Origin of the sequence: Bradyrhizobium sp. 179, from assembly GCF_023073535.1 — a bacterium.
In the GTDB taxonomy this organism is placed as follows: domain Bacteria; phylum Pseudomonadota; class Alphaproteobacteria; order Rhizobiales; family Xanthobacteraceae; genus Bradyrhizobium.
Genome location: NZ_JADPJR010000042.1, coordinates 30,066 through 53,800, shown reverse-complemented (window position 1 = coordinate 53,800; position 23,735 = coordinate 30,066). Strand labels below are relative to the sequence as shown.

The window sequence follows — 23,735 nt, the reverse complement described above, 5'->3', positions numbered from 1 at the left end:
CGCACCGCCGACGGACCTCCGCAGCGGATATGGGATAAGGGTCAGCAGCATCTCCCGGGCGACGAAGCCTGGCTCATTGGCGAGCAACGTGCCTCAGGGGAGAAAAAATACTATCTGGCCAACCTGCCTGCGTCGACGGATCTGCGCACACTGGCCGCCACCATAAAAGCACGATGGATCTGCGAGCAGGCGCATCAGCAGTTGAAAGAGGAGCTTGGACTTGATCACTTCGAAGGGCGATCATGGCAAGGTCTTCATCGTCACGGACTAATGACCATGATCGCCTACGCCTTCTTGCAATACCGTCGCCTCGCACACGCGGGGCGGAAAAAAAAGAATCAACGGGCCTCCGCCTCAGCCAACCATGCCCGCAGTACGTCACGCCATCGTCGATCTCATCCTACGGCAGCCATCGCAGCGATGCCCCTACTGCAGAAGACGTATCCGTGAAAAACTGCAGCACAAACCAATTCTGCCAAAGTAGTGCTAGATGAGCGCAATGGCCAACGGCAATCCTTCAGTTTGTCTTGGGTACCGTTCGCGCTATTGAGTTTAGCGACAGCGCACTCGATCTTCTCGAAGAGGCCGACTTCGCATCTGACAGCAGTCTGATGGGACGTGACTGCTCCCACTCGCGAACGCGAGCAGGTCCGCTGGGAAAGCGGCGCGTGCCCGGCAAGCAAGTTTGGAGTTCCGACTAGTGGGTACCTGGCTTCCCGGCAGTTGGCTTGCACCGGGGGCGCACTGTTGTGCATTCTTCGAAAAGATAGCACGAGCGGGATGCGGCTGATCAGTCGCGAGTTTTGCTCTGCAAACTTCATAGAAGTATCGTGCTTGGTTCGCGCCAATTACTCATAGCTTGCGCGGCCTCCGCCAGAAGCATCCAGCTCTCGCTCGCATATCATAGATTATGGAATATCCGAAGCTGACTTGCGTCAGGATCTACCGGAAGGCTGCGTCAAGCTAATTACTAAATCGTCATCGGCTACAGAGATTGGGCATGTGACCTTAGCACGTCAACGTCTCGATCTTCCGAACTGCTCGATCTACATTAAGCTTGTGATTGACGGCATGCCGAGCTGGTCGTTTAGCGCTCGAACACTGCCGAGTCTAGCGCTAGTCTTCACATATCGCGTCGCTCCTTGAGGGCGCGTCAGAAGTCTGCACGATACGGAGGCGCGTCACTGCATCATACGATGTGCACGGCGGTGCAGTTGGCCATCCCTAGTTTCCCGAGCTGCCGACGTGCCGAACTTCTCCAAAAACCGCTTGCATCTCGCGGGGCCTCCAGAGATGAGCAGACGGAAGACGTTGGTCTCAACGCTGCGAAGAAATTTGCAGCTTTGCTCGGCTAAACTTATTGCTGAACACTGCTCGACCATGCTCATCACGCTCCGTGAACGTGAAAAGCGTGCTTGGCGATATCCAGACGGATTGTGATAACCTCGTACGCGGACGCCTCCCTCAAGTGGTGCTCAACTCCTCCACTTTGGCACATCGATGCCGTCGGCGGGGCGTCCACCCCATCATAAGCGTTGGTGTGATGCTAAGAAGGCTACGTCCGCTTGGTTCGGTTAGCGGCCAAGCTCGCAAGGAATGCGATATGTCGCGAGGGCCGATACGAACTACGCAGCCGAATATTCCTCATGGTCGTCTCGGCTTACTCAGCAAGCCAATTCGCGAACAGTGCGTCGCTACGATCGCCGGTCAAATCGGCTGGCATATCGCCCGAAAGTCCGGCAGGCGGCGGACCAGCCACCATGTTGCCAAGGCCGAGCTGGCCCCCACGCGTAACGTCGTTCGGTGACGACCCGCATCCCGTCACCGTCGTTCTTCTGCGGTGGTCTCGCGCTTATCGGGGTTGCTGACTTGGCACTAGACGCGATCTCCAGCGCAAATGGCGGGCCGCACACGCTGGCAATGACGGTCATTGCGCTGTTTGTCAGCGGGTCGGGCTGTGCCGTGATCAACGCTCAGATCACTGCCGCCGCCGTGTCGGCGCTTCTAGGCGATCGTGCGGCGACCGCCTCAGCCATTTGCGTCACTATGCGCCAAATCGGTTTCAGGCGTCGGGCTCGCATTTTTGGGCGCCGCCCTTGCGCTGACGACCATCATCTATTGGCTGATGGATGGGCAACAGGCCGCATAGCAGCGAGTGATCGACGGCAGTTCAGGGTCATTCTCGACCGAGTCAGCTGGGGCCTCGGCTGATTTCCGCTTTGCCCGTAAGCGCCGAAGCCGGGCTCGGCCAGTAGTGTTGCGTTTGGCAGCCAACGTGACGCTCGCGCGCGACTGGATCGTCAATGTCGCTGTCGAGACTGCTTGACGCAAAGAAGCGGCGCACTGTTCGTTGCGCCGCTTCGAAGTCGCCACGGGCGACCGTCCGCCGCAGCTGCGCAATTTGGCACCACTCTGCCGGAAATTTCCGCTTGCCCGTTTCCGCGCCAGATTTAGAATTTGAGACAATGTTCCAAGATGCGGAACTACACTGGACCAGCCTGCATGAGCGCTCTCACCAATGCGATCGAGATTCTCCGCTGCTTCTCCAGCGCGCGGCCCGATCTGTCGTTCGTGGACGTGATGGCGCTGACGGGCAAGCCGAAGAGCTCGACCTCGCGATTGCTGCGGTCGTTGCGCGACTGCGGCCTGCTCGAACAGGACCCCCACACTCGCCGCTACCGGCCGGGCCTGCTCACCTTCGAGCTCGGCCGGCTGCACCGCGCCCATGACGACCTCATCAGCATGGCCGAGCGCGAGCTGCGCGAGGTCTGCGCCCGCACCGGACACACCGGCTACATCGCCGTGCTCGACGGCTACGAGCAGGTCGTGCTCCGCATCGTGCCGGGCTCCAACCCCTTGCGCGTCGTCAATCCGCCGGGCCAGCGCACGCCGGCCCTCGCGACCTCGAACGGCCGCGCCATGCTCGCACGCCTCACCGACGAGGATATCCGGGCGCGTGTGCCGTTGACCTATCCCAAGCTGCCGCGCAACTCGCCGCAGAATTTCAAGCAGTTGATGGCGCGCCTCGACGAGATCCGCCGCACCGGCGTGTCGGACGCGGCCGATGAATCGATCGAGGGCGTCGGCTCGCAGGGTTTTGCGCTGAAGAGCGGCGAGACCGGCGAGATGATCGGAATCGCGGTGTCCTATTCGGTGCAGGCCACCACCGCCGCCGAGCGCGCCAATGTCCGCCGGGAGCTCGCGGCGATGGCGACGAAATTGCGCCGGCTGACCGGCGATCCGCTCGATCAGGCGACAAGCTTTCAGACGGGGACGCGATGAGCAGCACCGCGACCACGCGGCCGAACAGCCTTGCACTCTTCATCCTGCCGAGCGCGCTGCTGTTCGCGCTGTTCTTCTTCCTGCCGATCGGGCTGATGGCGCTGATGAGCGTGCTCACCGGCAATCCCATCGTGATGCCGAAGGTCGCCTTCACCACGCGTCACTACGCGCGCATGATCGGCGATCCCTATTATCACGAGGTGATCTGGACCACGATCCGGATCGGGCTCGTCACCACGCTGGTCGCGCTTCTCATTGGCTATCCGCTGGCGCATTGGATGGCGCGCATCAAGAGCCGCACCGGGCACGCGCTGCTGCTGATGGCGGTGCTGGCGCCGATGCTGACCGGCATCGTGGTGCGCACCTTCGCCTGGATGACGCTATTGTCCGACAAGGGCGTGATCAACGAGACCCTGATCGCGCTCGGCCTGATCTCCCAGCCGCTGAAACTGATGTACACCGAGACCGGCATCGTGGTCGGGCTCGTCCACATCTACGTGCCCTTCATGGTGCTGACGCTGACCGGCGTGATCGGCCGCATCGACGAGCGCCTGGAGCAGGCCGCCGAAAATCTCGGCGCCAGCCCGTTGCGTGCCTTCATCGAGGTGACGCTGCCGCTCAGCCTGCCCGGCATCCTCGCCGGCTCGCTTCTCGTCTTCGCGCTGGCGATCAGCGCCTATGTCACCCCGATCCTGCTTGGCGGCTTCCAGATCATGACGCTGCCGATCCTGATCTACCAGCAGATCTCCGCGAACTTCAACGTCGGCTTCGCCGCCGCGCTCGGCATCGTGCTGCTCGTGATCTCGCTGCTGCTCGTCATCGCCTATAACCGCGCGCTCGGCCTCGTCTCCGGCCAGCGCGAATTGCAGTGAGGCCGACGATGCAGACCACGGTCTCGCACAGCGCATCGCTCGCAGCAAGCCGGCCGGCCGCGCCCGCGCGCACCGCCGAAAGCGTCAGGCATTACGGCCGCACCCTCTATCTCGCGATCAACATCGCCATCCTGGCCTTCCTGCTGGCCCCGATCGCGATCGTGGTCGTGTTCGCGCTGAACCCGACACCCTTCATCCAGTTTCCGCCGGTCGGCGTCTCCTTGCGCTGGTTCGAGAAATTCTTCGCCTCGCGGGACTTCATGCACGCGCTCGGTTTCAGCCTCGAGGTTGCGGTCCTCACCACGGTCTCTGCAACGATCCTCGGCGCTTCCGCCGCGCTGGCGCTGGCGCGCGGCAATCTGCCGGGCACACGGTTGATCGTGGCGACCATGCTCTCGCCCTTGATGCTGCCGGCGATCCTGACCGGACTTGCGCTATTCCAGACCTATGTGCTGCTCGACGTGGGGCGTCCGACCTGGGGCCTCGTGGCCGGCCACACGCTGGTGACGCTGCCTTACGTGGTCCGCACCACGCTCGCCGTGCTGCATAATTTCGACACGCGCCTCGAGGAAGCCGCGCGCAATCTCGGCGCCAGCCCATTGCGCACGTTCTTCGAGGTGACGCTGCCGCTGATCAAGCCGGGCGTGCTGGCCGGCGCGATCTTCGCCTTCATCGTCTCGTTCGACCAGTTTCCGGTCTCGCTGTTCCTGGTCTCACCGGGCAACGAGACGCTGCCGGTCACCCTGTTCAACTACCTCAAATTCGATCTGGACGGCACCATTGGCGCGGCATCCGTCGTCTCGATCGTGCTCGCCTTCGTCGTCGTCATCGGGCTCGACCGCACGGTGGGCTTGCGCTCCTACGTGAAATTGTAACCGCTCATTGCACCGAAGGAATTAGGACATGATGAAAGCTCTGGGACCGCTCAGCCGCCGCCGCTTTCTGACCGCGAGCGCCTCGCTCGGCATCGGCACGATCGCCGCGCCTTACGTCGCGCGCGCCGACGATCCGACGCTGCGCATCACCGGCTGGGGCGGCAAGTGGGGCGACATCATGAAGGCCGAGATCGGCCCCGCCTTCGAGAGCGAGTTCAAGTGCAAGCTCCAGACCGACTCGGCTTTCCCGTATCTGCCGAAGCTCCAGGCGAGCTCGCGCTCGGCGCCGATCTACGACGTGCTGCACACCAATTCCAACGAGCAATGGGCCGCCGCCGAGATGGGACTGGTCGAGCCGAAGATCGATCCCAAGCTGGTGCCGAACCTCGCCGACGTCTATCCCTACTCGATCAGCGACAAGATCGTCGGCGTCTCGATCTTCACCAGCGCCATCGGCCTGGGGCTGCGCACCGACAAGGGCTATGGCCCCGTCTCCTCCTGGAAGGAGCTGTGGGACGCGAAATACAACGGTGTCCGCGGCGGCTATGTCATTCCCGTCAACAGCCTCGGCCAGGCCTTCCTGATGATGTGCGGCACGCTGTTCGGCAAGGGCCAGACCGATCTCGACGCGGCCTACACGGCGCTGGAGAAGCTGAAACCGATCAAGATCGTCGATTTCACCGGCGCGATGGAGAAGATGCTGCTGTCGGGCGAGGTCGGCCTCTGCGTCATCCACGATTCCGGCATCTACCGCTATGACGGCCAGAACCAGCCGACCGATTTCGTCTCGCCGAGCGAAGGCGTGCTGTCGCTGGAACAGGTCTTGACCATCACGCCCGGCAGCAAGATGAAGGAGCTCGCCAACGCCTACGTCAACTACATGCTGCGCCCCGAGGTGCAGAAGCGCCTTGCGGAGACCGTGTGGTATTCGCCGGCCAACAAGAAGGTGAAGCTCGACGCCAAATACGACGCCAAGCTGCTCACCACACCCGAGAAGGTCTCGAAGCTGATCCAGGTCGACTGGAAGTGGTACAACGAGCGCAAGGACGAGATCGACCAGCGCGTCAACCGGATCTTCCGCGCATGAGCGCGTCGATCGAGATCGCCGGCGTCAGCAAGGTCTATGACGGCGGCGTGCGCGCGGTGGATGCGGTCGCGATGGACATCCGGCAGGGCGAGTTCTTCTCCCTGCTCGGCCCGTCCGGCTGCGGCAAGACCACGACGCTGCGGATGATCGCCGGCTTCGAGATGCCCAGCGCGGGCGCGATCCGCGTCGATGGCGCCGACATCACCCATGTGCCCGCGCACAAGCGCGACATGGGCATGGTGTTCCAGAACTACGCGCTGTTCCCGCATCGGACTGTTGCCGAGAACGTCGCGTTCGGGCTGCGCATGCGCGGGCTCGACAAGGCCAGCATCGCAGCGAAGGTGAAGGCGGCGCTGGCCATGGTCGAGCTGTCCGGCCTGGAAGAACGCCGCCCTGCCCAGCTCTCCGGCGGCCAGCAGCAGCGCGTCGCCCTCGCCCGCGCCATCGTGATCGCACCGCGCGTCCTGCTCTGCGACGAGCCGCTCGGGGCACTCGACAAGAAGCTGCGTCAGCAGATGCAGTTCGAGCTCAAGCAACTCCAGAAGAAGCTCGGCCTCACGCTCGTGTTCGTCACCCACGACCAGGAGGAGGCGCTGGCGATGTCCGACCGCATCGCGGTGATGAATGGCGGCAGGGTCGAGCAGGTCGGCACGCCCGCGGAGATCTACAACCAGCCCACCACGCGCTTCGTCGCCGACTTCATCGGCGACACCAACATCTTCCGCGGCGAGCGCGTCGGCCCGAACCTCGACGTCGGCAAAGGCCTCATCCTGGCGCTGCCGCCGACCGAGGCGCAGAGCACCGGCGTTCTCTCGGTGGCGCTGCGCCCGGAAAAGATCGGCCTCTTGCCGCGTTCTGACAGCGCCATCACAGCCGGCAGTTCCGCTCACGGCATCGTCGAGAACACCAACTTCCTTGGCGGCGCCGTGCTCTACCGCATCACGCTCGAGGGCGGCCATCGCGTCCTCGTGCAGCAACCCAATGCAGGCGCGAGCCGCCTGTTCGTTCCCGGTAGCGGCGTCACGCTTGAATGGACGCCGGCCGATCTCGTCGTCTTGAAGGACTAGACATGAACATGCCATTGCAGCACCAGCGCATCGGGGTCGTCGTGATCGGCCAGAGCCCGCGTCCCACCGTCGCGTCCGAGATCGCCACCGTGCTCTCGCCCGGCATCCAGATCGAGCTACGCGGCGCGCTCGACGGCATGAGCCGCGCGGAGATCGACGCCATCCCGCCGATGGACGGCTACGACACGCTGTTCACGCTGCTGCCGAACGGCGACGGCGTCACCATCAGCAAGAAGGAGGTGGAGCGGCGCGCGAGCCAGCAGATCATCCGCTTCAAGCATGAAGGCGTCGGCGTGACGCTGATGGCCTGCACCGGCAAATTCCCCAATCTCGCGGCCGACGGCCTCGTCATCCTGCCCTCGGCCATCCTGCACAACCTCGTCGAGGCGATGCTGCCAAAGGGCCGACTGGGCGTGTTCTCGCCGCTGCCCGAGCAGACCGCGCTGATCGACAAGAAGTGGCAGCGCGACGGGGTCGAGGTGGTCGGCATCACGCTGCGTCCCGGCTCGAACGATGCCACGGTCGACGAGGCCGCACGCATGATGGCGGAGCTCGAGCCCGATCTCGTCGTAATGGACTGCATCAGCTACACCAGCGCCAACAAGGCGCGCGTGCGCACCGCCTATCCCGGTCCGGTGATCCTCGGCATCGCCGCGGCCGCCCGCATCGTCGAGGAGTTGGTGTCGTGAGAAGTGCGGAATTGAAGACGATCAGCCTCGAGGAGATCGAGGCGCTCGCGGTCGGCGCCTGGATTCTCGGCACCGGCGGCGGCGGCAGCCCCTATCTCGGCCTGCTCAATCTGCGCCGGCTCTATGCCGAAGGGCACAGCGTGCAGCTGATGTCGCCGCTCGACCTCGACGACGAGGACTGGGTCGCGGTGGTCTCCAACATGGGCGCGCCGCTGGTCGGACTGGAGCGCCTCGCCGACAGCCGCAACATCGCCCGCGCGGTGCGCATGCAGGAAGAGATCAACAACATCAAGTTCCGCGCCGTGATGTCGATCGAGATCGGCGGCGGCAACGGCGTGCAGGCGCTGATGGCGGCCGCCCATCTCGGCATTCCCGTCGTGGACGCCGACTGCATGGGCCGCGCCTTCCCCGAAGCGCAGATGACGTCGGTCGCGATCGGGGACCTGCGTCCCTATCCCTGCACGCTGTACGATCCCCGCGGCATCGAGGCCGTCGTGACGAAGGTGCCGAGCTGGAAATGGATGGAGCGGGCCAGCCGCAAAATCTGCGTCGAGATGGGCTCGATCGCCTCCACCAGCAAGGCGCCGCGCACCGGACGCGAGGTGAAGGACTGGGGCATCCACTTCACCACCACCAAGGCGATCCGCATCGGCCGAGCCGTGCAGGAGGCCAACCGCCGCCATGAGGATCCGATCGCGGCGCTGCTCGCAACGGAAGGCGGCAGGAAGCTCTTCACCGGCAAGATCGTCGACGTCGCCCGCCGCACCACCGAAGGATTTTTGCGCGGCACGGCGATGGCCGACGGCAGCGATGCGGATCGCGGCACGAAACTAAAACTCTCGTTCCAGAACGAATGGATCGTGGCCTGGCGCGGCGAGAACGCGATTGCGACGTCGCCCGACCTGATCTGCGTGCTCGACAGCGTCAACGGCCATGGCATCGGCACCGAAACCATCCGTTACGGCCAGCGCGTCACCGTCGTGGCGCTGCCGGCGCCTTCAGTGCTGACGAGCCCCCGGGGCCTCGAATTCGTCGGCCCCCGCGCCTTCGGTTACGACCTCGATTTCCATTCCCTCTTCTCGCCCGCAGCAGTCGGAGCTTAAGGTCCCATGAAACGCATTGGCATCGATGTCGGCGGCACCAACACGGACGCCGTTCTGATCGTCGACGAGAAGGTCGTTCATTCCGTCAAGCGCCCGACCACGTCAGACGTGACCTCGGGCATCCTCGACGCACTCAAGGCATTGCGCTCGGAGCCCGCCGCCGCGGTGAAGGTCGATGCGGTCGTGATCGGCACCACGCATTTCATCAACGCGGTGGTGCAGCGCCGCCACGTGCAGAAGATCGGCGCGATCCGCATCGGGATGCCCGCCAGCGCCTCCCTGCGGCCGTTCTGCGACTGGCCGGCCGATCTCGCCAGCCTCGTCAATGGCGAGATCTTCATGCTGGAGGGCGGCCACGATTACGACGGTCGCCCGTTCATGCCGCTCGACATCGCCGGCCTCAAGGACGCCGCGCGAAAAATCAAGGACAAGGGCCTGCGCTCCGTCGCGGTGTGCTCGAGCTTCTCGCCGCTCGATCCGTCCTGCGAGACGACGGCCCGCGACATCCTCGTCGAGATCTGCCCTGATGTCGCGGTGACACTGTCGCACGATCTCGGCCGCATCGGACTTCTGGAGCGCGAGAATGCCGCGCTCCTCAACGCCTCCCTGCACGAACTCGCCATCACCACGGTCGCGGCCTTCCGCAAGGCGATCGCCGACAGCGGCATCGATGCGCCGCTGTTCCTGACCCAGAACGACGGCACCGTGATGCAGGCCGAGATCGCCACCGCTTTCCCGGTGATGAGCTTTGCGTCCGGCGCCACCAATTCCATGCGCGGCGCCGCCCACCTCTCCGGCCTGGACGACGCGATGGTCGTCGACGTCGGCGGCACCACAAGCGACATCGGCCAGCTCAGGCACGGCTTTCCGCGCGAGGCCAACGCGGTGGTCGAAGTCGGCGGGGTCCGCACGCTGTTCCGGATGCCTGATCTCCTGTCGATCGGGCTCGGCGGCGGCAGCCATGTCGAGGAGGAGCCGGTCCGCGTCGGCCCGGTCAGCGTCGGCTATCGCCTGACATCGGACGCGCTGGTGTTCGGCGGCACGCGCCTCACCGCAACCGACATTGCTGTCGCGGCCGGCCTGATCGACATTGGCGACCCCTCCCGCGTCGCCAAATTGCCCAAACGCCTGGTCGATGCCGCGCTACGTGACGCCTGGCGCAAGCTCGAGGAGGATATCGACCGCATGAAGACCGAAGCCGGCGACGTGCCGCTGCTTGCGGTCGGCGGCGGCGCCTTCCTGGTGCCGGATCGCCTGCCGGGCATCTCGAAGATCGTGCGCGTGCCGCATGGCGACTGCGCCAACGCGGTGGGCGCCGCGATCGCGCAGGTCAGCGGCGAAGCCGACCAGGTGTTCCGCGACCTCAGCCGCGAGGACGCCATCGCGGCCGCCCGCAACATCGCGGCGGACCGTGCCGTCCAGGCCGGTGCAGCGCGCGACAGTCTCAAGACCGTCGATGTCGAGGACATGCCGATTGCCTACCTGCCCGGCAACTCACTGCGCGTGCGCGTCCGCGTTGCCGGCGCGATCGGCGATCCGGATTTGCCGGCGGCGAGATAGCTCGCCGATCGGGAATGTACGCCTTCGGCGGCCGACCTCAGTGCAGGCGCGCAATCTTCAGGTAGCACGGATCTCGTCAAGGTAAAGTATTGATTCGACTGCGGAGCTGCTGGGTCTCCGAGACTAGGCCGCGGACTCGTTTGTGCGCAGCCATAGCCTGATCGACGCGAGCTGAACGAAGGCAAGATAGTTGGCGGCGAGCCTGTCGTAGCGCGTCGCTACCTCGTAAGCAAATTGACTGCCTCTCTGAAGGGTCTGGATACGTTGCGCGGCAACGCTTAGGTGCCAATTCATGCAGCGAGGGATGCGACGAGCGCCAGCTCGGCTTTCGACTGAGAGCGGATCACCGTCTCAGGTTGACTCCAGGTAGCGAGCAGCCTGCATCGCCGAGTCGCGACCGTCAGGTCTCGTCCCTGCGCTCGCAGCCATCGGTGAGGCTCCGCAGCGCGGGCATTCGCAAGGAGAGCGTCGGCCTCGATCATGCAAGCGGGCGCGGTTCAGCTGTTGATGCAATAGCTGCGGCTCACCTCCTGGAGTCCTTGCCGACCGCTATACCGGCGGCTCGAATTGCGGTTGCCATCGCAACAGGTAGGACTGGAGCGAGCGCACCGCGATCGCCAGCAGGATGCCGACGAACATCATGACAAAGATGGCGACCATCATCTCGCTAGCATTGGCCCGCGCCTCGGCTTCGATGATGAGCTTGCCGAGGCCGCGCTCAGCGCCGATGAATTCGCCGACGATGACGCCGATCAGCGCAAAGGACACCGCCGGCAGCAGCGAGGCGAATACCCAGGCGAGCGCGGACGGGGTCACGACGGTCCGCAGCACCGTGAATTCGCTGGCGCCGAGCAGGCGGGCGGCGGCGATCTGGTCGCGGTCGACCGCACGCGTTCCCTCGAAGGTGTTGAAGAACACCACGAAAAAGACGACGAGCCAGGCGGTCGCGATCTTGGAGAGATCGCCGAGGCCGAAGATCAGGATGACGAGCGGTACCAGCGCAATGCGCGGGATCGAATTGAGCGCGACGATGTAGGGTCCGAACACGCGGGCAAGGAAATCCGAGCGGCCGAGAACGAGGCCAGCGGCGATGCCGCTAGCCGAGCCGAACAGAAAACCCCACCAGGTGTTCTTCAAGGTGATGAGCGTCGCGAGCCACAGATTGTTGTCACCGCTCTTGATGCAGGTCGCGAAGCCGCCTGCATCGGCAAAGCAGCCGAGCCGCAAAAAACTCTGCCAGACCAGCGACGGTTTTGCGACAAAATAGGGATCGAGGATCTTCGGCACATAGGCGTTCGGCAGCAGCGCCTTGCTCCACTCGAAGCCCCACTGCCAGACGACGAGAATTGCGGCAAGAATGGCCAGTTGCCAGAACAGGATGACGGTGCGGCTGTGGGACATGATCAGTCGGCCCCGGTGCGGCGGAACTCTTCGCCGAGGGAGTGCCAGATGTGCGAATAGAGCCGGCCGAACTCGGCGGTCTCGCGCACCGCGACGGGATCGCGCGGACGCGGAATGGCGACGTCGAAATCCTCCTTGAGACGCCCGGGCCGCGCCGAGAGCAGGATGATGCGGCTCGCCAGCGTCAAGGCTTCGCCGAGATCGTGCGTCACGAACAGCACGGTCTGCCGCTCGCGTTCCCAGATCTCCAGCAGCGTCTTGTGCATCTCGAGCTTGGTGTGGGTGTCGAGCGCGCCGAACGGCTCGTCCATCAGCAGGATCTCGGGCTCCAGGATCAGCGTGCGCATCAAAGAGACACGCTGGCGCATGCCGCCGGACAGCATGCGCGGAAAGCTCTGCGCAAAGCCCGACAGCCCGGCCTTCTCGACGGCCGAAGCGACACGCCCGGCGCGCTCGGTCTTCGGCACTCCCGCGATCTCCAGCCCATAGCCGATGTTCTGCTCGACGGTTCGCCAGGGAAACAGCGTATCGCGCTGGAAGACATAACCGACCCTAGGATTGACCTTGCCGGTCTCGACCGTGTCCCCGTCGATCAGGATGCGTCCGCCGGAGCGCGGCAACAGCCCCGCGACCATGTTGAGGATGGTGCTCTTGCCGCAGCCGGATGGACCGAGCAGCGCGACGAACTCGCCCTGCTTGACCTCGAAGGAAACGTCATCCACCGCCACGAACTCGTGGCCGGAGGCGTTGAAGCGCTTGGCAAGACCCTGCACGGTAATGCGCGTGCGCGCCGTCGCCGCTCGATCCTCATCGCGCGCAAGCGCGAGGCCCTGGCTTGGCGCGGCGATCATTTGTACTTCGCCCTGGTCGCCTGCAGGAAGCTCATGTCGACGACGTCCTCGTACCTGGTCTCGGGAATGTCGGTCCCTTTGCGGTACCAGGGCTTGGAGCCGCGCTCGAACGAAGCCTTGTCGATGGCGCCGTCATAGGCCCAGGTCGACTTGTCGAAGCCGAGCTCGGCGCTGACTGCATCGGGATCGATCCCTGAGAAATATTTCGGCGTAACCAGCGTCTGCACCTCCGCGAGCGGCGTCGCCTTCACGAAGGCCATCGCACGGGTGATCGCGTTGACATAGGCCTGCACCATCGCCTTGTCCTGCTCGACCGTGTCCTGGAGCGTGTAGATCACCAGCACGGGCAGCGTGCCGCCGAAATCCTTCTCGAACACGCCCGGCTTGGACGTGTCGTAAATCGTCCTGCCAAAACCCTTCTTCTCGACCTCGACGATCCAGCTCGGCGGCGCCATGATCGCGTCGAACTGCTTGGTCTGGAGCGAAGGGAACATCGTGTTGGGCCCGCCGCCTGCGACCCAGTTCACCTTGCTGCCCAGCCCGCGCGCTTCGAACACATAAGTGCCGAACACCCAGGTGCCGGACCCGATCGCGGTCGCGGCAACGATTGGCTTGGCGCCATCGGGGCGCTTGTAGTCGGCGAGTTTCTCGACCGAATTGATACCGCTGTCGTAGAGGTCCTGCCGGACCATGATGTTGGCGTAGGAGCACACCATCTCGGTCGCAAGCAGAATCTTGCAGGGCTTGCCGCGCGCACCGAGCTGGAGCGGATGGCTGGCATCGCCATGGGCGAACAGCGCCTGCCCTGCCGCCAGCGTCTGGCGGCCGAATGTGCCGGCATTGCCGGTGACGAGCTTGGGATCGAGCCCTTCGTCTTTGAAGTACCCTTTCAGCTCCGCGATCATGCCGATGGCGTAGACCGGCGAGACCGGCCCGAAGGCGAGCGAGACCTGCTTGGCCTCGGCGTGCAATTGTCCCGGCAGCAGCGATGCGCCGGCCCATGCGGAGCCCGCGATTAGCGCCTGGCGCCTGGTAATGCTCATGTGCTCCTCCTCTCTTGGTTCTTGTTCGATAGCGCCGACCGATCAGGACGGCGTGACCTTGATTGTCCCTGCCTGTCGTAGCGCTTCGATTTCATTCGGCGACATGCCGATCTCGCTCAGGATCTTGTCGCTGTGCTCGCCGATCCCAGGCGGATCGTAGCGGTTGGGCAGGCGCCTTCCGTCCATCGAAATCGGCAACAGCGGCGTCTTGGCCTCGCTGCCGTCAGGCAGACGAATATCGGTCAGGCCGCCAGACTGGTTGAGATGCGGATCATCGAAGAGATCGCCGGGCTTGTTCACCGGCGCGTAGGGCAGGTCGAGCTGCTCGAGACGGGCGGCAAGATCAGCCTTGTTCCATTGCTTGAAGATCTTCGCGATCTCGGGGATCAGCCAGCTGCGATGATCGACGCGGTCGTTGCTGGTCGCAAAACGCGGATCGACGAGCCAAGCTTGGCGATCGAAGGCCCGACAGAATGCCTCCCACTGCTCTTCGCCGACGATGGTAACGAACAGCTTAGAGCCGTCTCTTGTGTCGAACAGATCGTAGACCGGCCACGGGCTGTCCTTGATCGAATACGGGATCGACGGCTGGCCGCTGACCACCTCGCACATCATGGCCTGCGCCATCAGGAACACGTTGTTCTCGTACAGGGCACTCTGGATGTAGCGACCCCGGCCGGTTCGCTGCCGCTCGGCGAGCGCGGCCTGGATCGCGATCACGCCGAACATGCCGCCCATGACATCGTTGACCGAGGCCCCGGCACGCATGGGACGGTCGGGCAAGCCGGTCATGTAGGCGAGCCCACCCATCATCTGCACGACTTCGTCGAGCGCGAGGCGGTTCTCGTAAGGCCCTGGCAAATACCCCTTGAGCGAGCAATAGATCAGGCGCGGCGCGAAGGCCGCGACGCTCTCGTAATCGAGGCCGATCCGCTTCAGCAGGCCCGGCCTGAAATTCTCGATCAGGACGTCGCTGTTCTCGATCAACCTGCGCGCCACGCTCTGGCCTTCCGCGGTCGACGTATCCAGCGCGATGCTGCGCTTGTTGCGGCTGTAGGTGGCGAAGAAGCCGGCGGCGGGCCCCTTAAAGGTGCGGGTGCGGTCGCCCTTGGGCGGCTCGACCTTGATCACGTCGGCGCCGAGATCGGCGAGGATCAAGCCGCAGCTCGGCCCCATCACCATCTGGCTGAATTCGATGACCCGAAGGCCTGCCAGTGGACGAGGCTCCGAAGCCGTCTCACGCACAGCCGTGGTCATGCCGCGCTCCACAGGACTTTGGGGATTCCGGCTTCGTGCAGATGTCCGGTCAAATGTTTCGCCGGGATATGGCGAGCGAGGATCTCGCGCGTCTGCATCAGACGATCAAGGTCGATCCCGGTAGACAGCCCCATGCGCTCCAGCATGAACACGAGGTCCTCGGTGACGATGTTGCCGCGCGCACCGGGAGCAAAGGGACAGCCTCCGAGGCCGGACACCGCGGCGTCGAAACGGCGGATGCCGGCTTCGAGACCGGCGATCGCATTGGCGAGGCCGGCGCCGAGCGTATCGTGCAGATGCAGCCGAAGCGTCATTTGCGATCCGATCTCGCGCCGCACCGCCGTGACGATTTGCCCGATCGATTTTGGCGTCGCATAGCCGACGGTGTCAGCAAGCCCGATCTCGTCGGCCCGGGCTTCGGCAAAAGCGCGCGCCACACGGCACACGGCGGCTTCGCTCACCTTACCTTCCAGCGAGCAGCCGAACGAGGTGGAGATCGCGCCCATCAATTGCGGTCGTCGGCCCACGGGCCGGGCGTCGATCGCGGCTCGGACCGCGCGGAATGCTTCGATCTGCTCGTCGACCGAGCGGCGCACATTGGCCTGGTTGTGCGTCTCGCTCGCTGAGATGACGAAATAGACGGCTTTGACCCCTGCTGCGATGGCGCGCTGGGCGCCCTTCGGGTTCGGCACCAGCGCGCCGATGGTCACCGACGTGTGTGTCAGCGCATGCGCCATCACCGCGTCGACGTCGGCGAACTGCGGCACCACCTTTGACGGCACGAAAGAGCCGGCATCGATCTCGCGGACGCCGGCAGCAGCGATCGCGTCGATCAGTGCGCATTTGGCCTCGGTTGGAACGGAGATGTCCAGGTTCTGGAGACCATCGCGGGGGGCAACCTCGCAAATGTGGACATCGGCGGCGCGCGCCATTGGGCTCTCTCCCCGTCGATTGTATATTATTGCATGAAAGAACAATCCATGGGACAGTCTGTCAAGCCCTAAAACTTGCGTGCACTGCATGAGCGCATCCGACAGTTCCCGACAACGCAGCGACAAGAACGGTTCCGAACGCGCCGAGCATCTCGCCGGCCTGATCATGGCGCTCGCCCGGCGCGAAGGCATGAAGGCCGGGGATCGCCTGATCGAACAAAGGCTTGCGGATGCACTGGATCTGTCGCGCGCGCCGATCCGGCTCGGCCTGAAGGCGCTGGAAGCAGCGGGGCTGGCGCGCGGCGAGCCGCATCGCGGCTTTGTGCTGTCAAAGAATCCCACCAGCGGCGCGGCCCAACCGGCGCTCGCGGCGGTCAGGCGCAACGAGCAGGTCTATGCGACCATCGCCGGCGACGTGCTTGCGAGCCGGCTGCCGGCCGACGTCACCGAGGCGGAGCTGATGCGCCGTTATGACGTCACGCGCGCCGAGCTACAGCGGCTGCTGGACCGGATCGCCGCCGAGGGCTGGATCGCGCGCCTGCCCGGTTATGGCTGGCGATTTGCGGAGACGGTCTCGAGCCCCGAAGCGCAAGCGCAGGCCAAGGCGTTTCGCGCGGTGATCGAGCCGGCGGCAATCGCGCAGCCCGGCTTTGCGCTGCCGCAGGAGGTGATCGTACGCTTGCGCGAGCGCCAACAGCGCGTCTTCGAAGGCGAGCTCGAGAAGATGACGATCGGCGAGATATTTCACTCCGGTTGCGAATTCCATGAAGAGATCATCCGCGGCGCCGGCAATCCCTTTTTTCTCGAGGCGCTCAAGCGCGTGAACTCGATCAGGCGTCTGTTCGCCTATCGCAGCTTTGCCGACCGCGGTGGCATGCGGCGGCACGTGCGCGAACATCTGCGCCTTCTCGACGTCCTGGAGACGCGACGCTACACTGAAGCGGCCGAACTGATGGCCCGGCACCTGCAACGCCCGCTCGTGGCGGGCGTATCGCGATGCCAATGAGCGGGGATTGCCTACAGGTCGCCCAACGCCGGAGACCGCCGGGAAGCATCGAGGAGTTGATATCGCTCACCATGCGTCCCGATTGCTGCCGGGTGTCAGCCTACCGCAAACGGCACGCTGAGATTGGAGGCCGGCTTGAACTCGGTACTGCGAGGGCGCCATCGCCGGGCGAGGCGCTGGAGATGAGTGCGGGGCAAGCGAGCTGCCGATCTCGCGATTGTATGTCAGCGTGTCAGCACGGACATGATTTTGGACTTGACGGTGATTTCCATGAGATTGCCCCTCAGGCCGGCAAGGCAACGCGGCCATAGCTGCCATAGCGCTCGAGCAGCAGCGCCATTTCGTCGGGAAGGATCGCAGGCGCGCCGGCCTGACAGGCCAGCAGATATTGCCGCGAGAGTTTCGCGCTTCACCGTGAGGTCGAAGCCAGCCTGCAGCCCCTTGCCCGTGGCAATCATCCCGTGGTTCGCCAATAGGCAAGCCTTGCGCTGTTCCAGCGCCGCGACGGCTCACTCGGCGAGCGCTCTGGCGCCGAACGTGGCGTAGGGCGCACAGGGCACATCGTTTCTGCCAAAACCGGGGACCATGAAATGGAAGGCCGACATTGGTTTCTGCGAGACAGGAAAGCGCGACGCAGCGATCTGCGTGGGTGTGTACGACCGCTTTCACTTGCGGATAGGCGTTCAGAATGGCCAGATGCCACGGGTCGGCGTGATGAGAACGTCCTCGCCATGCGGCAGCTGACATTTCCGCTGCTGCCGTGATTGAAACCCTTGGTTTCCGCCTAGATCCTCGCTCATTATCACTATTCACGATTTTGACAAGTCGCCTCAATGCCCCTGTCGTCGTCCGCATCCTGTTGGCGTCAAGAATGACAATCTGTGCGGCCAACCTATCTAACTGGCCGTCGGACGCATGAGGCGGAATCGCTGAAGACTGCGAATGCAGAGCTTCGTAGGCATCTCACGCGGTCTGCGTTAGCAACACCTTGCCCTGCAATGAACAGCGGCGAGCCGGTGCGAGCGCCAGTTCGGGCGGCGGCCACGCGCAACGCTGGAAGCGATCTGAAAGACGCTCCCGGCGGGGCGCACGAATATGCTAAGAACGGCTAACCTAGAGTCGCGCAAGGGTTCGATGTTGAAAACCCCGTGTCGCGGCGGTGAATGGCCTCTTCATACTCCAGGCTCGTCGCATGACGTCCGTTTGGGCGGACCGCAATGTCCGATGGCCCGGCGTCTCTACCATCGGCATGAACGGCGTGCACGGTCTCTACGGTTCCGGGGCGGCTTCGCACCGAATGGCCAGAGAGGCTTCACGGCGCATCGGTCAAGCATTGGCATTTGCCAGCACCGGGTTGCACTGCCAGTATTCTCGGCGACAAGCAGCGCACCTTTGCCTACGAGGTCGACGGCTCGACTACACGTTCGGTCATGGTCTTCCGGTTTCCCGCTCCCGCCGGAAACCGACCCGAGACCATCCAAGTTCTCGCCATGGCACCTGCAGTGCTTGCTGTGGACGAGCCGGCCGAGCGAGGGAGTCTCCCTAGTTTAGATTATCGATATTGAGACAACCGGTCCTTCGTAGTGCCAGCTCAAGTGCCCGTTGCTCGGCTCGCGTGACCGATAGCTGCGGCGGACGCACGGCGTCGCAAGTCAACCGTCCGAGCAACTTCAGGCAGGCCTTGAGCCGTACTGTTGCTCGCCCCCCGGGCGCATCGCGATAGATCGCGACTGCAAGCGGATACAGCTTCTCGTGCGCGGCACGCGCCCGCTCCCAATCGCGGGCCTCGCCCGCAGCCCAGAGGCTGACCACGAGTTCGGACACGACGCAGGCAAGGCTGACCTGGCTGCCGGCCGAGCCGACGAGATAGCTCGTCAGCAGATGCTCGTCACCCGAGCCAAGCACGACGAACTCCGGTCGCAGTTTCCGGATCAGCCTGAGATTCTGTTCGTAGGTGGCGACCTCCCAGCTGCCCTCCTTGATCGCAACGAAGCGAGGGTCCGCCACGAGCCGTTTCAGCAGCGGTGGCGCATAAGCCATGGCTCCCGCGCCGACGGGCGCAGCATAGAGCATCAGCGGCGCGGCCGTCGCATCGCGGATGCGGCGGTGATGCTCGATCACGCACTCATCGGCGTGGCCGAGCGCCCAGCTGTTGGGGGGAAACACCAGCAGCCCGTCCGCACCGGCCTGCTCCAGCGCAGCCGCCTCGCGCGCGGCCTCCAGGCTCGATTCATGGTTGACCCCGGACACGATCAGGCAGTCCTTCGGTGCGTGCCGACGCGCCAGCTCCACCACGCGCCGCTTCTCGGCCAGCGACAGCACGAAGTTCTCGCCGGCGTGACCGTTGACCAGGAGCCCGTTGATGCCGGATGTGGATGCCACCGCGGTGAGATGGGCTGCGAGCTGCGCCTCATCGATCTCGAAATCGGGCGTCATCGGCACGATCGTCGCAGCATGAATGCCGCGCAGGCGATCGCTGAATGTCCGCATCTCCACCGACATCTAGTGAATGATCTGGTCGAGGAACGTCCGCGCCCGCTCCGACTTCGGATGCTTGAAGAACTGCTCCGGCGCGGCCTGCTCGACCACTCTGCCCTCGTTCATGAACACGATGCGGTCGGCGACCTCGCGGGCAAAGCCCATCTCGTGGGTCACGCACAACATGGTCATGCCCTCCTCCGCAAGCTTCTTCATGGTCTCCAGCACTTCCTTGACCATCTCGGGGTCGAGCGCGGAGGTCGGCTCGTCAAACAGCATGATCTTCGGGCGCATGCCCAGCGCGCGTGCGATGGCGACGCGCTGCTGCTGGCCGCCCGAGAGCTGCCCGGGAAATTTCTCGGCCTGATCGGGAATGCGGACCTTGGTGAGGAAATGCATGGCGAGGTCCTTGGCCTCCGCCTCGGTCATGCCGTTCGCGGTCATCGGCGCCAGGATGCAGTTCTCCAGCACCGTCATGTGCGGAAACAGATTGAAGCTCTGGAACACCATGCCGGTGTCGCGCCTGACCACGTCGATGTTCTTGCGCTGATGGTCGAGCTCGACGCCGTTGACGTAGATCAGCCCCTCGTCGTGCTTCTCGATGTGGTTGATGCAGCGAATGAGCGTCGACTTGCCCGAGCCGGAGGGGCCGCAGACCACGATCTTCTCGCCCTTGGCAACCTCGAGGTCGACCTGGTTTAACGCGGTGAAATCGCCATAGTGCTTGTAGACGGCCTCCATGCGCACCGCCGGCACGTCGCGCAAATCCGGCTGCACCATCGCGCCCGCGAAGCCGCCAGCCATGTTCATCGATGTCTCGCTCATGCCCTCGCCTCCACGCTCGCCTGTGCGACCGGCACCCTGGCCACCGCCCGCCTCGATTTGGCGGCGGTGGATCGGCTGAAATGTGTCTCCAGCCGGCGCTGAACCGCATCCCATACCGAGGTGAGGATCAGATAATAGGCCGTCGCGGCGGCGTAGACTTCGAGGATCTGGAAGTGCTCCTGCATCAGCATGTCGCTGCGGCGCATCAGCTCCTCGACCGAGATGACGGACGCGAGCGAGGTTGCCTTCAGCAGCGAATTGATGGAGTTGCCGAGCGGCGGGATCATCAGCCGGAACGCCTGCGGCAGCGTCACGCGGCGGAACGTGACCCAGGGTGACAGGCTGAGCGCCCAGGCGGCTTCGCGCTGACCGGCCGAGACCGCCATGAAGCCGCTGCGCACGATCTCGGCGAGATAGGCGGCCTCGTTGAGGATTAGGCCGACCAGCGCGCAGGTGATCACGCTGAACTTGATCCCCAGTTGCGGCAAGCCGCTGTAGATCACCACAAGCTGGATCAACAGCGGCGTGCCGCGGAAGAACCAGATGTAGAACCGCGAGATGCCGGTGAGGACCGGATTGGACGACATGCGCATCAACGCGATACCCATGCCGAGGATCAATCCGCCGATGACTGCCGCCACCGTCAAGCCGATGGTGACGAGCACACCCTGCATCAGGAAGTAGTTGAAGAAGTAGTTGACGGCGGCCGTCGGACTGAAATGACTCATCGGCTCGTCTCCCTCGATATCAGGCCGGACCGGAGCCGGCGATCGCAATCGGCTGGTCCGCCGGCAGCGGGGTCAGGCCGAACTTGTCGAACAGCTTCTGGTAGCTGCCGTCAGCACGCATCTCGTTCAACGCCTTGACGACGGCATCGGTGACCGTCTTGCTGCGGAACGCCATCGCCGTACGGGCGACGCCGAGCCCGCTCAGCACCTCCTTGACGCGGCCACGACCGACGAGATCCCGCGCCACGCTGTCGACCAGCAGCGCGTTCTCCACCTGCCCCGCCAGCAGCGCGCTCACGACGTTGGTCGCGGTCGGGAAGGTCCGCATCTCGATGGCCGGACCGCCCTTCGCCACGTTCGCATCGCTGAACTTCTTGAGCCAGTTCATCTGGTAAGTTGAGACCTCGACAGCGGATGTTTTTCCGATCAGATCCGCTACGGTAGCAATTTTTGTGCCGCTGTCAGGCGCGACGACGACCGAAATGGCCTGCATGGACGTCGGCACCATGTACATCAGCTTCGCGCGTTCCTCGGTCCAGAACATGCCGGTGTTGATGCCGTCGATACGGCTCGCATTCATGGCCGGGATCATCGCCGGAAAATCCATCCGGACGAGTTCGACCGGAAGGCACAGATGCTTGCCGAGCTCGGCGGCGAGTTCCACGTTGAGGCCCTGCAACTGACCGTCCTTGTCGACGAATTGCTGCGGCGGGTTGGTCGGGTTGATGGAGAGCTGCAATTTGCCGGGCGCGATCAGATCGCTATCGGCGATCGCGGGCCTGCATGCGGCATGCGCCGCGCTGGACGCAAGAACGAGTGCGGCAGCGGCACTCAAGCGGAGCAGTGTCGAGAACATTCTTTTACCTCCAGTAAGACGCCAATGAACGATGCAGTTCCTCGCCCGGCTTTCCCCTTTACGTTCCTGGATGCCGCGCGCCATATCTTTCGACACGGCAAGCTGCATCATCATGCGATCCCCTTCAGGCCGGTCCCGACATCGGCTTGAGCTGAATGCGCATGAAATTCTTCACCAGGGACTCGAACGGGCCGAATCCCTTCACCTTCAGAAATTCCGGCGTCTCGAATGCCCATCGCCCCGCGACTTCGTACATCGCGGCGTATTTCGGCCCGTCGCCGATGGAGACGAAGCGCTTTGCCGAGAGCCAGCCGGGACAGGCGAGCAGATCGGGGAAATGCCTCTGCTCGTACCAGGCGTTGAACGCAGCCTCGTGCTCGGGATCGATGTCGACCCGCACGATATGGATGAAGGCTTCGTCCAGCATCGTCTCGTTCCTCATGCCGGACGGATGTCGCCGGCCGCGCGCGCCACACCGACCGTCGTTACAATGGCATCGCACAGCGCAGGTAGAACCGGCAGCAGCGGCGGCCGCGGATCGGCATTGCGGATCAGGCCGAGCGCCTTGAGCCCGACCTTCATGCGCGTGTGCATGTCCATGATCGGCGCAGGCCCGTAAATGGCGCGGACGATCGGATAGAGCCGCTCGTTGACGGCGCGCATCGCCTTGAGGTCGTCGGCGAGCGAGGCCTGCCAGAGCGCTGCGAACAGATGCGGCGCGAGGCTGACGAGGCCGGAGAGAATGCCGTCGCCGCCGACGGCGAGCTGCGGCAGGAACCAGTTGAAGTTCGACGGCAGGACCGCCACGGATGGATCGGCCAGCTTCACCGCCCGCCGGTTCTCGTCATAGGCCAGCATGGTGTCGCTGCCCTCCTTAATGGCGATGACGCTGTCGAGCGCGGCGATCTTGGCCAAGGTCTCCGGCGAGTAGCCAAATCCCGATGCGAGCGGATACTGGAAGACCGACACGGGAATTCCGATCGCGGAGGCGACCGCCTGCACGAAAGCCATTGGCGCGCGCGAGGTCGCCGACGCTCCGCCGCCGAGCGGTGCGGGCGGGAACAGCACCGCGCAGTCGGCACCGGCAGCCTCCGCGAGCTGTGCCTGATGGATCACTTCCGCGGTGGAATGCGCGATGATGCCGGCCAATAGCGGCTTGCCGCCGATCTGCCGGCGCGTCCGCTCGATCACCGCCTGACGCTCGTCATCCGAGAGCGATCCACCCTCGCCGGCATGTCCATTGACGAACACCGCCGCGATGCTGTCAGGGCAGGCGCAATAGTCCAGCACGCGGGCATAGCCGTCCCAGTCGATCGAGCTGTCGTCCCTGAAGGGCAGCACGGTCGCGACCGTGACGCCACGCAAATCCGGTTTCTTCATCGCCTTGCTCATGACGGTTTCCGCCGCGGAAATTTCAGGCTCGCGCGCGCCTTCAGCACTTCGAGGCCACCTTCGTTGCGCGCGCTCGCTTCCCAGATGATGGTGCGGGTCTCGTCGTGCTGCTCGGCGATCCAGACGTCGAAGGTGAGCGTATCGCCGTAGAACACGGGACCGGTGAACCAGAACCGGTCCTCCACCGACACGCCGATAGTGCCGACCAGCTCGCTGGTGAGGATGCTAGTGCAGAGTCCCGCAACCATGATCCCCGGCGCCAGCCTGCGGCCAAAGCGCGTCGCGCCGGCATAGACCTCATCGACATGAACGGGACCGAAATCGCCGGTCGCGGCGATATAGAGCGCGCCATCGGCCTCGGTGATGGTCTTGCTCAGGCTGACCCTGTCATTCACCTTGAGATCGTCGAAGGATTTCGGCTCGTACATGGC

Annotated in this window: 23 protein-coding genes and 2 pseudogenes; 10 read left to right on the top strand and 15 right to left on the bottom strand. The window is 64.2% G+C overall.

The window, feature by feature from the left end:
* From IVB12_RS10180 to IVB12_RS10140, 9 genes are all read left to right on the top strand, one after another.
* On the top strand, nt 1–450 hold a 450-nt coding region (locus tag IVB12_RS10180), incomplete at its 5' end, for a transposase (protein WP_247298388.1).
* A 2,052-nt stretch (nt 451–2,502) separates the two neighbouring features.
* Nucleotides 2,503–3,282: an IclR family transcriptional regulator gene (locus IVB12_RS10175; RefSeq protein WP_247298371.1), complete on the top strand. Its 780-nt coding sequence runs from the start codon at nt 2,503–2,505 to the stop codon at nt 3,280–3,282.
* Nucleotides 3,279–4,154 carry an ABC transporter permease gene (locus tag IVB12_RS10170; protein WP_247298367.1) on the top strand — a complete coding sequence of 292 codons (876 nt, stop codon included), beginning with the start codon at nt 3,279–3,281 and terminating at the stop codon, nt 4,152–4,154. The genes IVB12_RS10175 and IVB12_RS10170 overlap by 4 nt, the downstream gene beginning before the upstream one ends.
* Nucleotides 4,155–4,162: 8 nt before the next feature.
* Entirely contained in the window at nt 4,163–5,029 is an 867-nt protein-coding gene (locus IVB12_RS10165; RefSeq protein ID WP_247298364.1) for an ABC transporter permease, read from the top strand.
* 28 nt (nt 5,030–5,057) lie between these two features.
* Complete coding sequence (locus IVB12_RS10160) at nt 5,058–6,116, top strand: extracellular solute-binding protein (RefSeq protein WP_247298361.1); 1,059 nt, start codon at nt 5,058–5,060, stop codon at nt 6,114–6,116.
* Complete coding sequence (locus IVB12_RS10155) at nt 6,113–7,183, top strand: ABC transporter ATP-binding protein (protein WP_247298358.1); 1,071 nt, start codon at nt 6,113–6,115, stop codon at nt 7,181–7,183. The genes IVB12_RS10160 and IVB12_RS10155 overlap by 4 nt, the downstream gene beginning before the upstream one ends.
* A 2-nt stretch (nt 7,184–7,185) precedes the next feature.
* Nucleotides 7,186–7,872 (top strand): AroM family protein, encoded by a 687-nt coding sequence (locus tag IVB12_RS10150; protein ID WP_247298355.1) that lies wholly within the window; start codon nt 7,186–7,188, stop codon nt 7,870–7,872.
* On the top strand, nt 7,869–8,975 hold the full coding sequence (locus IVB12_RS10145; RefSeq protein ID WP_247298351.1) for a DUF917 domain-containing protein: 1,107 nt from the start codon (nt 7,869–7,871) through the stop codon (nt 8,973–8,975). The genes IVB12_RS10150 and IVB12_RS10145 overlap by 4 nt, the downstream gene beginning before the upstream one ends.
* Nucleotides 8,976–8,981: 6 nt before the next feature.
* A complete protein-coding gene (locus IVB12_RS10140; RefSeq protein ID WP_247298349.1) occupies nt 8,982–10,535 on the top strand; it encodes a hydantoinase/oxoprolinase family protein in 1,554 nt (517 codons plus the stop codon).
* 123 nt (nt 10,536–10,658) lie between these two features.
* Here the strand turns inward: IVB12_RS10140 and IVB12_RS10135 are convergent.
* The 6 genes and pseudogenes from IVB12_RS10135 to IVB12_RS10110 form a co-directional block, all read right to left on the bottom strand.
* Nucleotides 10,659–10,757, bottom strand: a pseudogene (locus IVB12_RS10135) (IS5/IS1182 family transposase); the annotation flags it as partial.
* Nucleotides 10,758–11,084: 327 nt separating this feature from the next.
* Entirely contained in the window at nt 11,085–11,936 is an 852-nt protein-coding gene (locus IVB12_RS10130) for an ABC transporter permease (RefSeq protein WP_247298346.1), read from the bottom strand.
* Nucleotides 11,937–11,938: 2 nt separating this feature from the next.
* Entirely contained in the window at nt 11,939–12,787 is an 849-nt protein-coding gene (locus IVB12_RS10125) for an ABC transporter ATP-binding protein (protein ID WP_247298344.1), read from the bottom strand.
* Nucleotides 12,784–13,830, bottom strand: a complete 1,047-nt coding sequence (locus IVB12_RS10120; RefSeq protein ID WP_247298340.1) for an ABC transporter substrate-binding protein — start codon at nt 13,828–13,830, stop codon at nt 12,784–12,786. The genes IVB12_RS10125 and IVB12_RS10120 overlap by 4 nt, the downstream gene beginning before the upstream one ends.
* A 42-nt stretch (nt 13,831–13,872) precedes the next feature.
* Nucleotides 13,873–15,087, bottom strand: coding sequence for a CaiB/BaiF CoA-transferase family protein (locus IVB12_RS10115; protein ID WP_247298338.1), 1,215 nt, complete (start codon nt 15,085–15,087; stop codon nt 13,873–13,875).
* Complete coding sequence (locus IVB12_RS10110; RefSeq protein WP_247298337.1) at nt 15,084–16,019, bottom strand: hydroxymethylglutaryl-CoA lyase; 936 nt, start codon at nt 16,017–16,019, stop codon at nt 15,084–15,086. The genes IVB12_RS10115 and IVB12_RS10110 overlap by 4 nt, the downstream gene beginning before the upstream one ends.
* A gap of 88 nt (nt 16,020–16,107) precedes the next feature.
* Between IVB12_RS10110 and IVB12_RS10105 the strand changes: the two genes are divergently transcribed.
* The gene (locus tag IVB12_RS10105; protein ID WP_247298335.1) at nt 16,108–17,025 is read left to right on the top strand and encodes a GntR family transcriptional regulator; all 918 of its coding nucleotides are present in this window, start codon (nt 16,108–16,110) and stop codon (nt 17,023–17,025) included.
* Between the two features lie 224 nt (nt 17,026–17,249).
* Here IVB12_RS10105 and IVB12_RS38055 read toward each other — a convergent pair whose 3' ends face one another.
* From IVB12_RS38055 to IVB12_RS10065, 9 genes and pseudogenes are all read right to left on the bottom strand, one after another.
* A complete protein-coding gene (locus tag IVB12_RS38055) occupies nt 17,250–17,483 on the bottom strand; it encodes a hypothetical protein (RefSeq protein ID WP_253075479.1) in 234 nt (77 codons plus the stop codon).
* A 191-nt stretch (nt 17,484–17,674) separates the two neighbouring features.
* Nucleotides 17,675–17,772, bottom strand: a pseudogene (locus tag IVB12_RS38050) (hypothetical protein); the annotation flags it as partial.
* A 795-nt stretch (nt 17,773–18,567) separates the two neighbouring features.
* Entirely contained in the window at nt 18,568–19,515 is a 948-nt protein-coding gene (locus tag IVB12_RS10095) for a dihydrodipicolinate synthase family protein (protein ID WP_247298333.1), read from the bottom strand.
* 12 nt (nt 19,516–19,527) lie between these two features.
* On the bottom strand, nt 19,528–20,328 hold the full coding sequence (locus IVB12_RS10090; protein ID WP_275974778.1) for an amino acid ABC transporter ATP-binding protein: 801 nt from the start codon (nt 20,326–20,328) through the stop codon (nt 19,528–19,530).
* Entirely contained in the window at nt 20,325–21,056 is a 732-nt protein-coding gene (locus IVB12_RS10085) for an amino acid ABC transporter permease (protein ID WP_247298332.1), read from the bottom strand. Before IVB12_RS10085 ends, IVB12_RS10090 begins: the two co-directional genes overlap by 4 nt.
* Nucleotides 21,057–21,075: 19 nt before the next feature.
* A complete protein-coding gene (locus IVB12_RS10080; protein ID WP_247298331.1) occupies nt 21,076–21,912 on the bottom strand; it encodes an ABC transporter substrate-binding protein in 837 nt (278 codons plus the stop codon).
* Between the two features lie 124 nt (nt 21,913–22,036).
* Nucleotides 22,037–22,339: a DUF4286 family protein gene (locus tag IVB12_RS10075; protein WP_247298330.1), complete on the bottom strand. Its 303-nt coding sequence runs from the start codon at nt 22,337–22,339 to the stop codon at nt 22,037–22,039.
* 11 nt (nt 22,340–22,350) lie between these two features.
* Nucleotides 22,351–23,304, bottom strand: a complete 954-nt coding sequence (locus IVB12_RS10070; RefSeq protein WP_247298329.1) for a dihydrodipicolinate synthase family protein — start codon at nt 23,302–23,304, stop codon at nt 22,351–22,353.
* Entirely contained in the window at nt 23,301–23,732 is a 432-nt protein-coding gene (locus tag IVB12_RS10065) for a MaoC/PaaZ C-terminal domain-containing protein (RefSeq protein ID WP_011086090.1), read from the bottom strand. Before IVB12_RS10065 ends, IVB12_RS10070 begins: the two co-directional genes overlap by 4 nt.
* Nucleotides 23,733–23,735 lie beyond the last annotated feature (3 nt).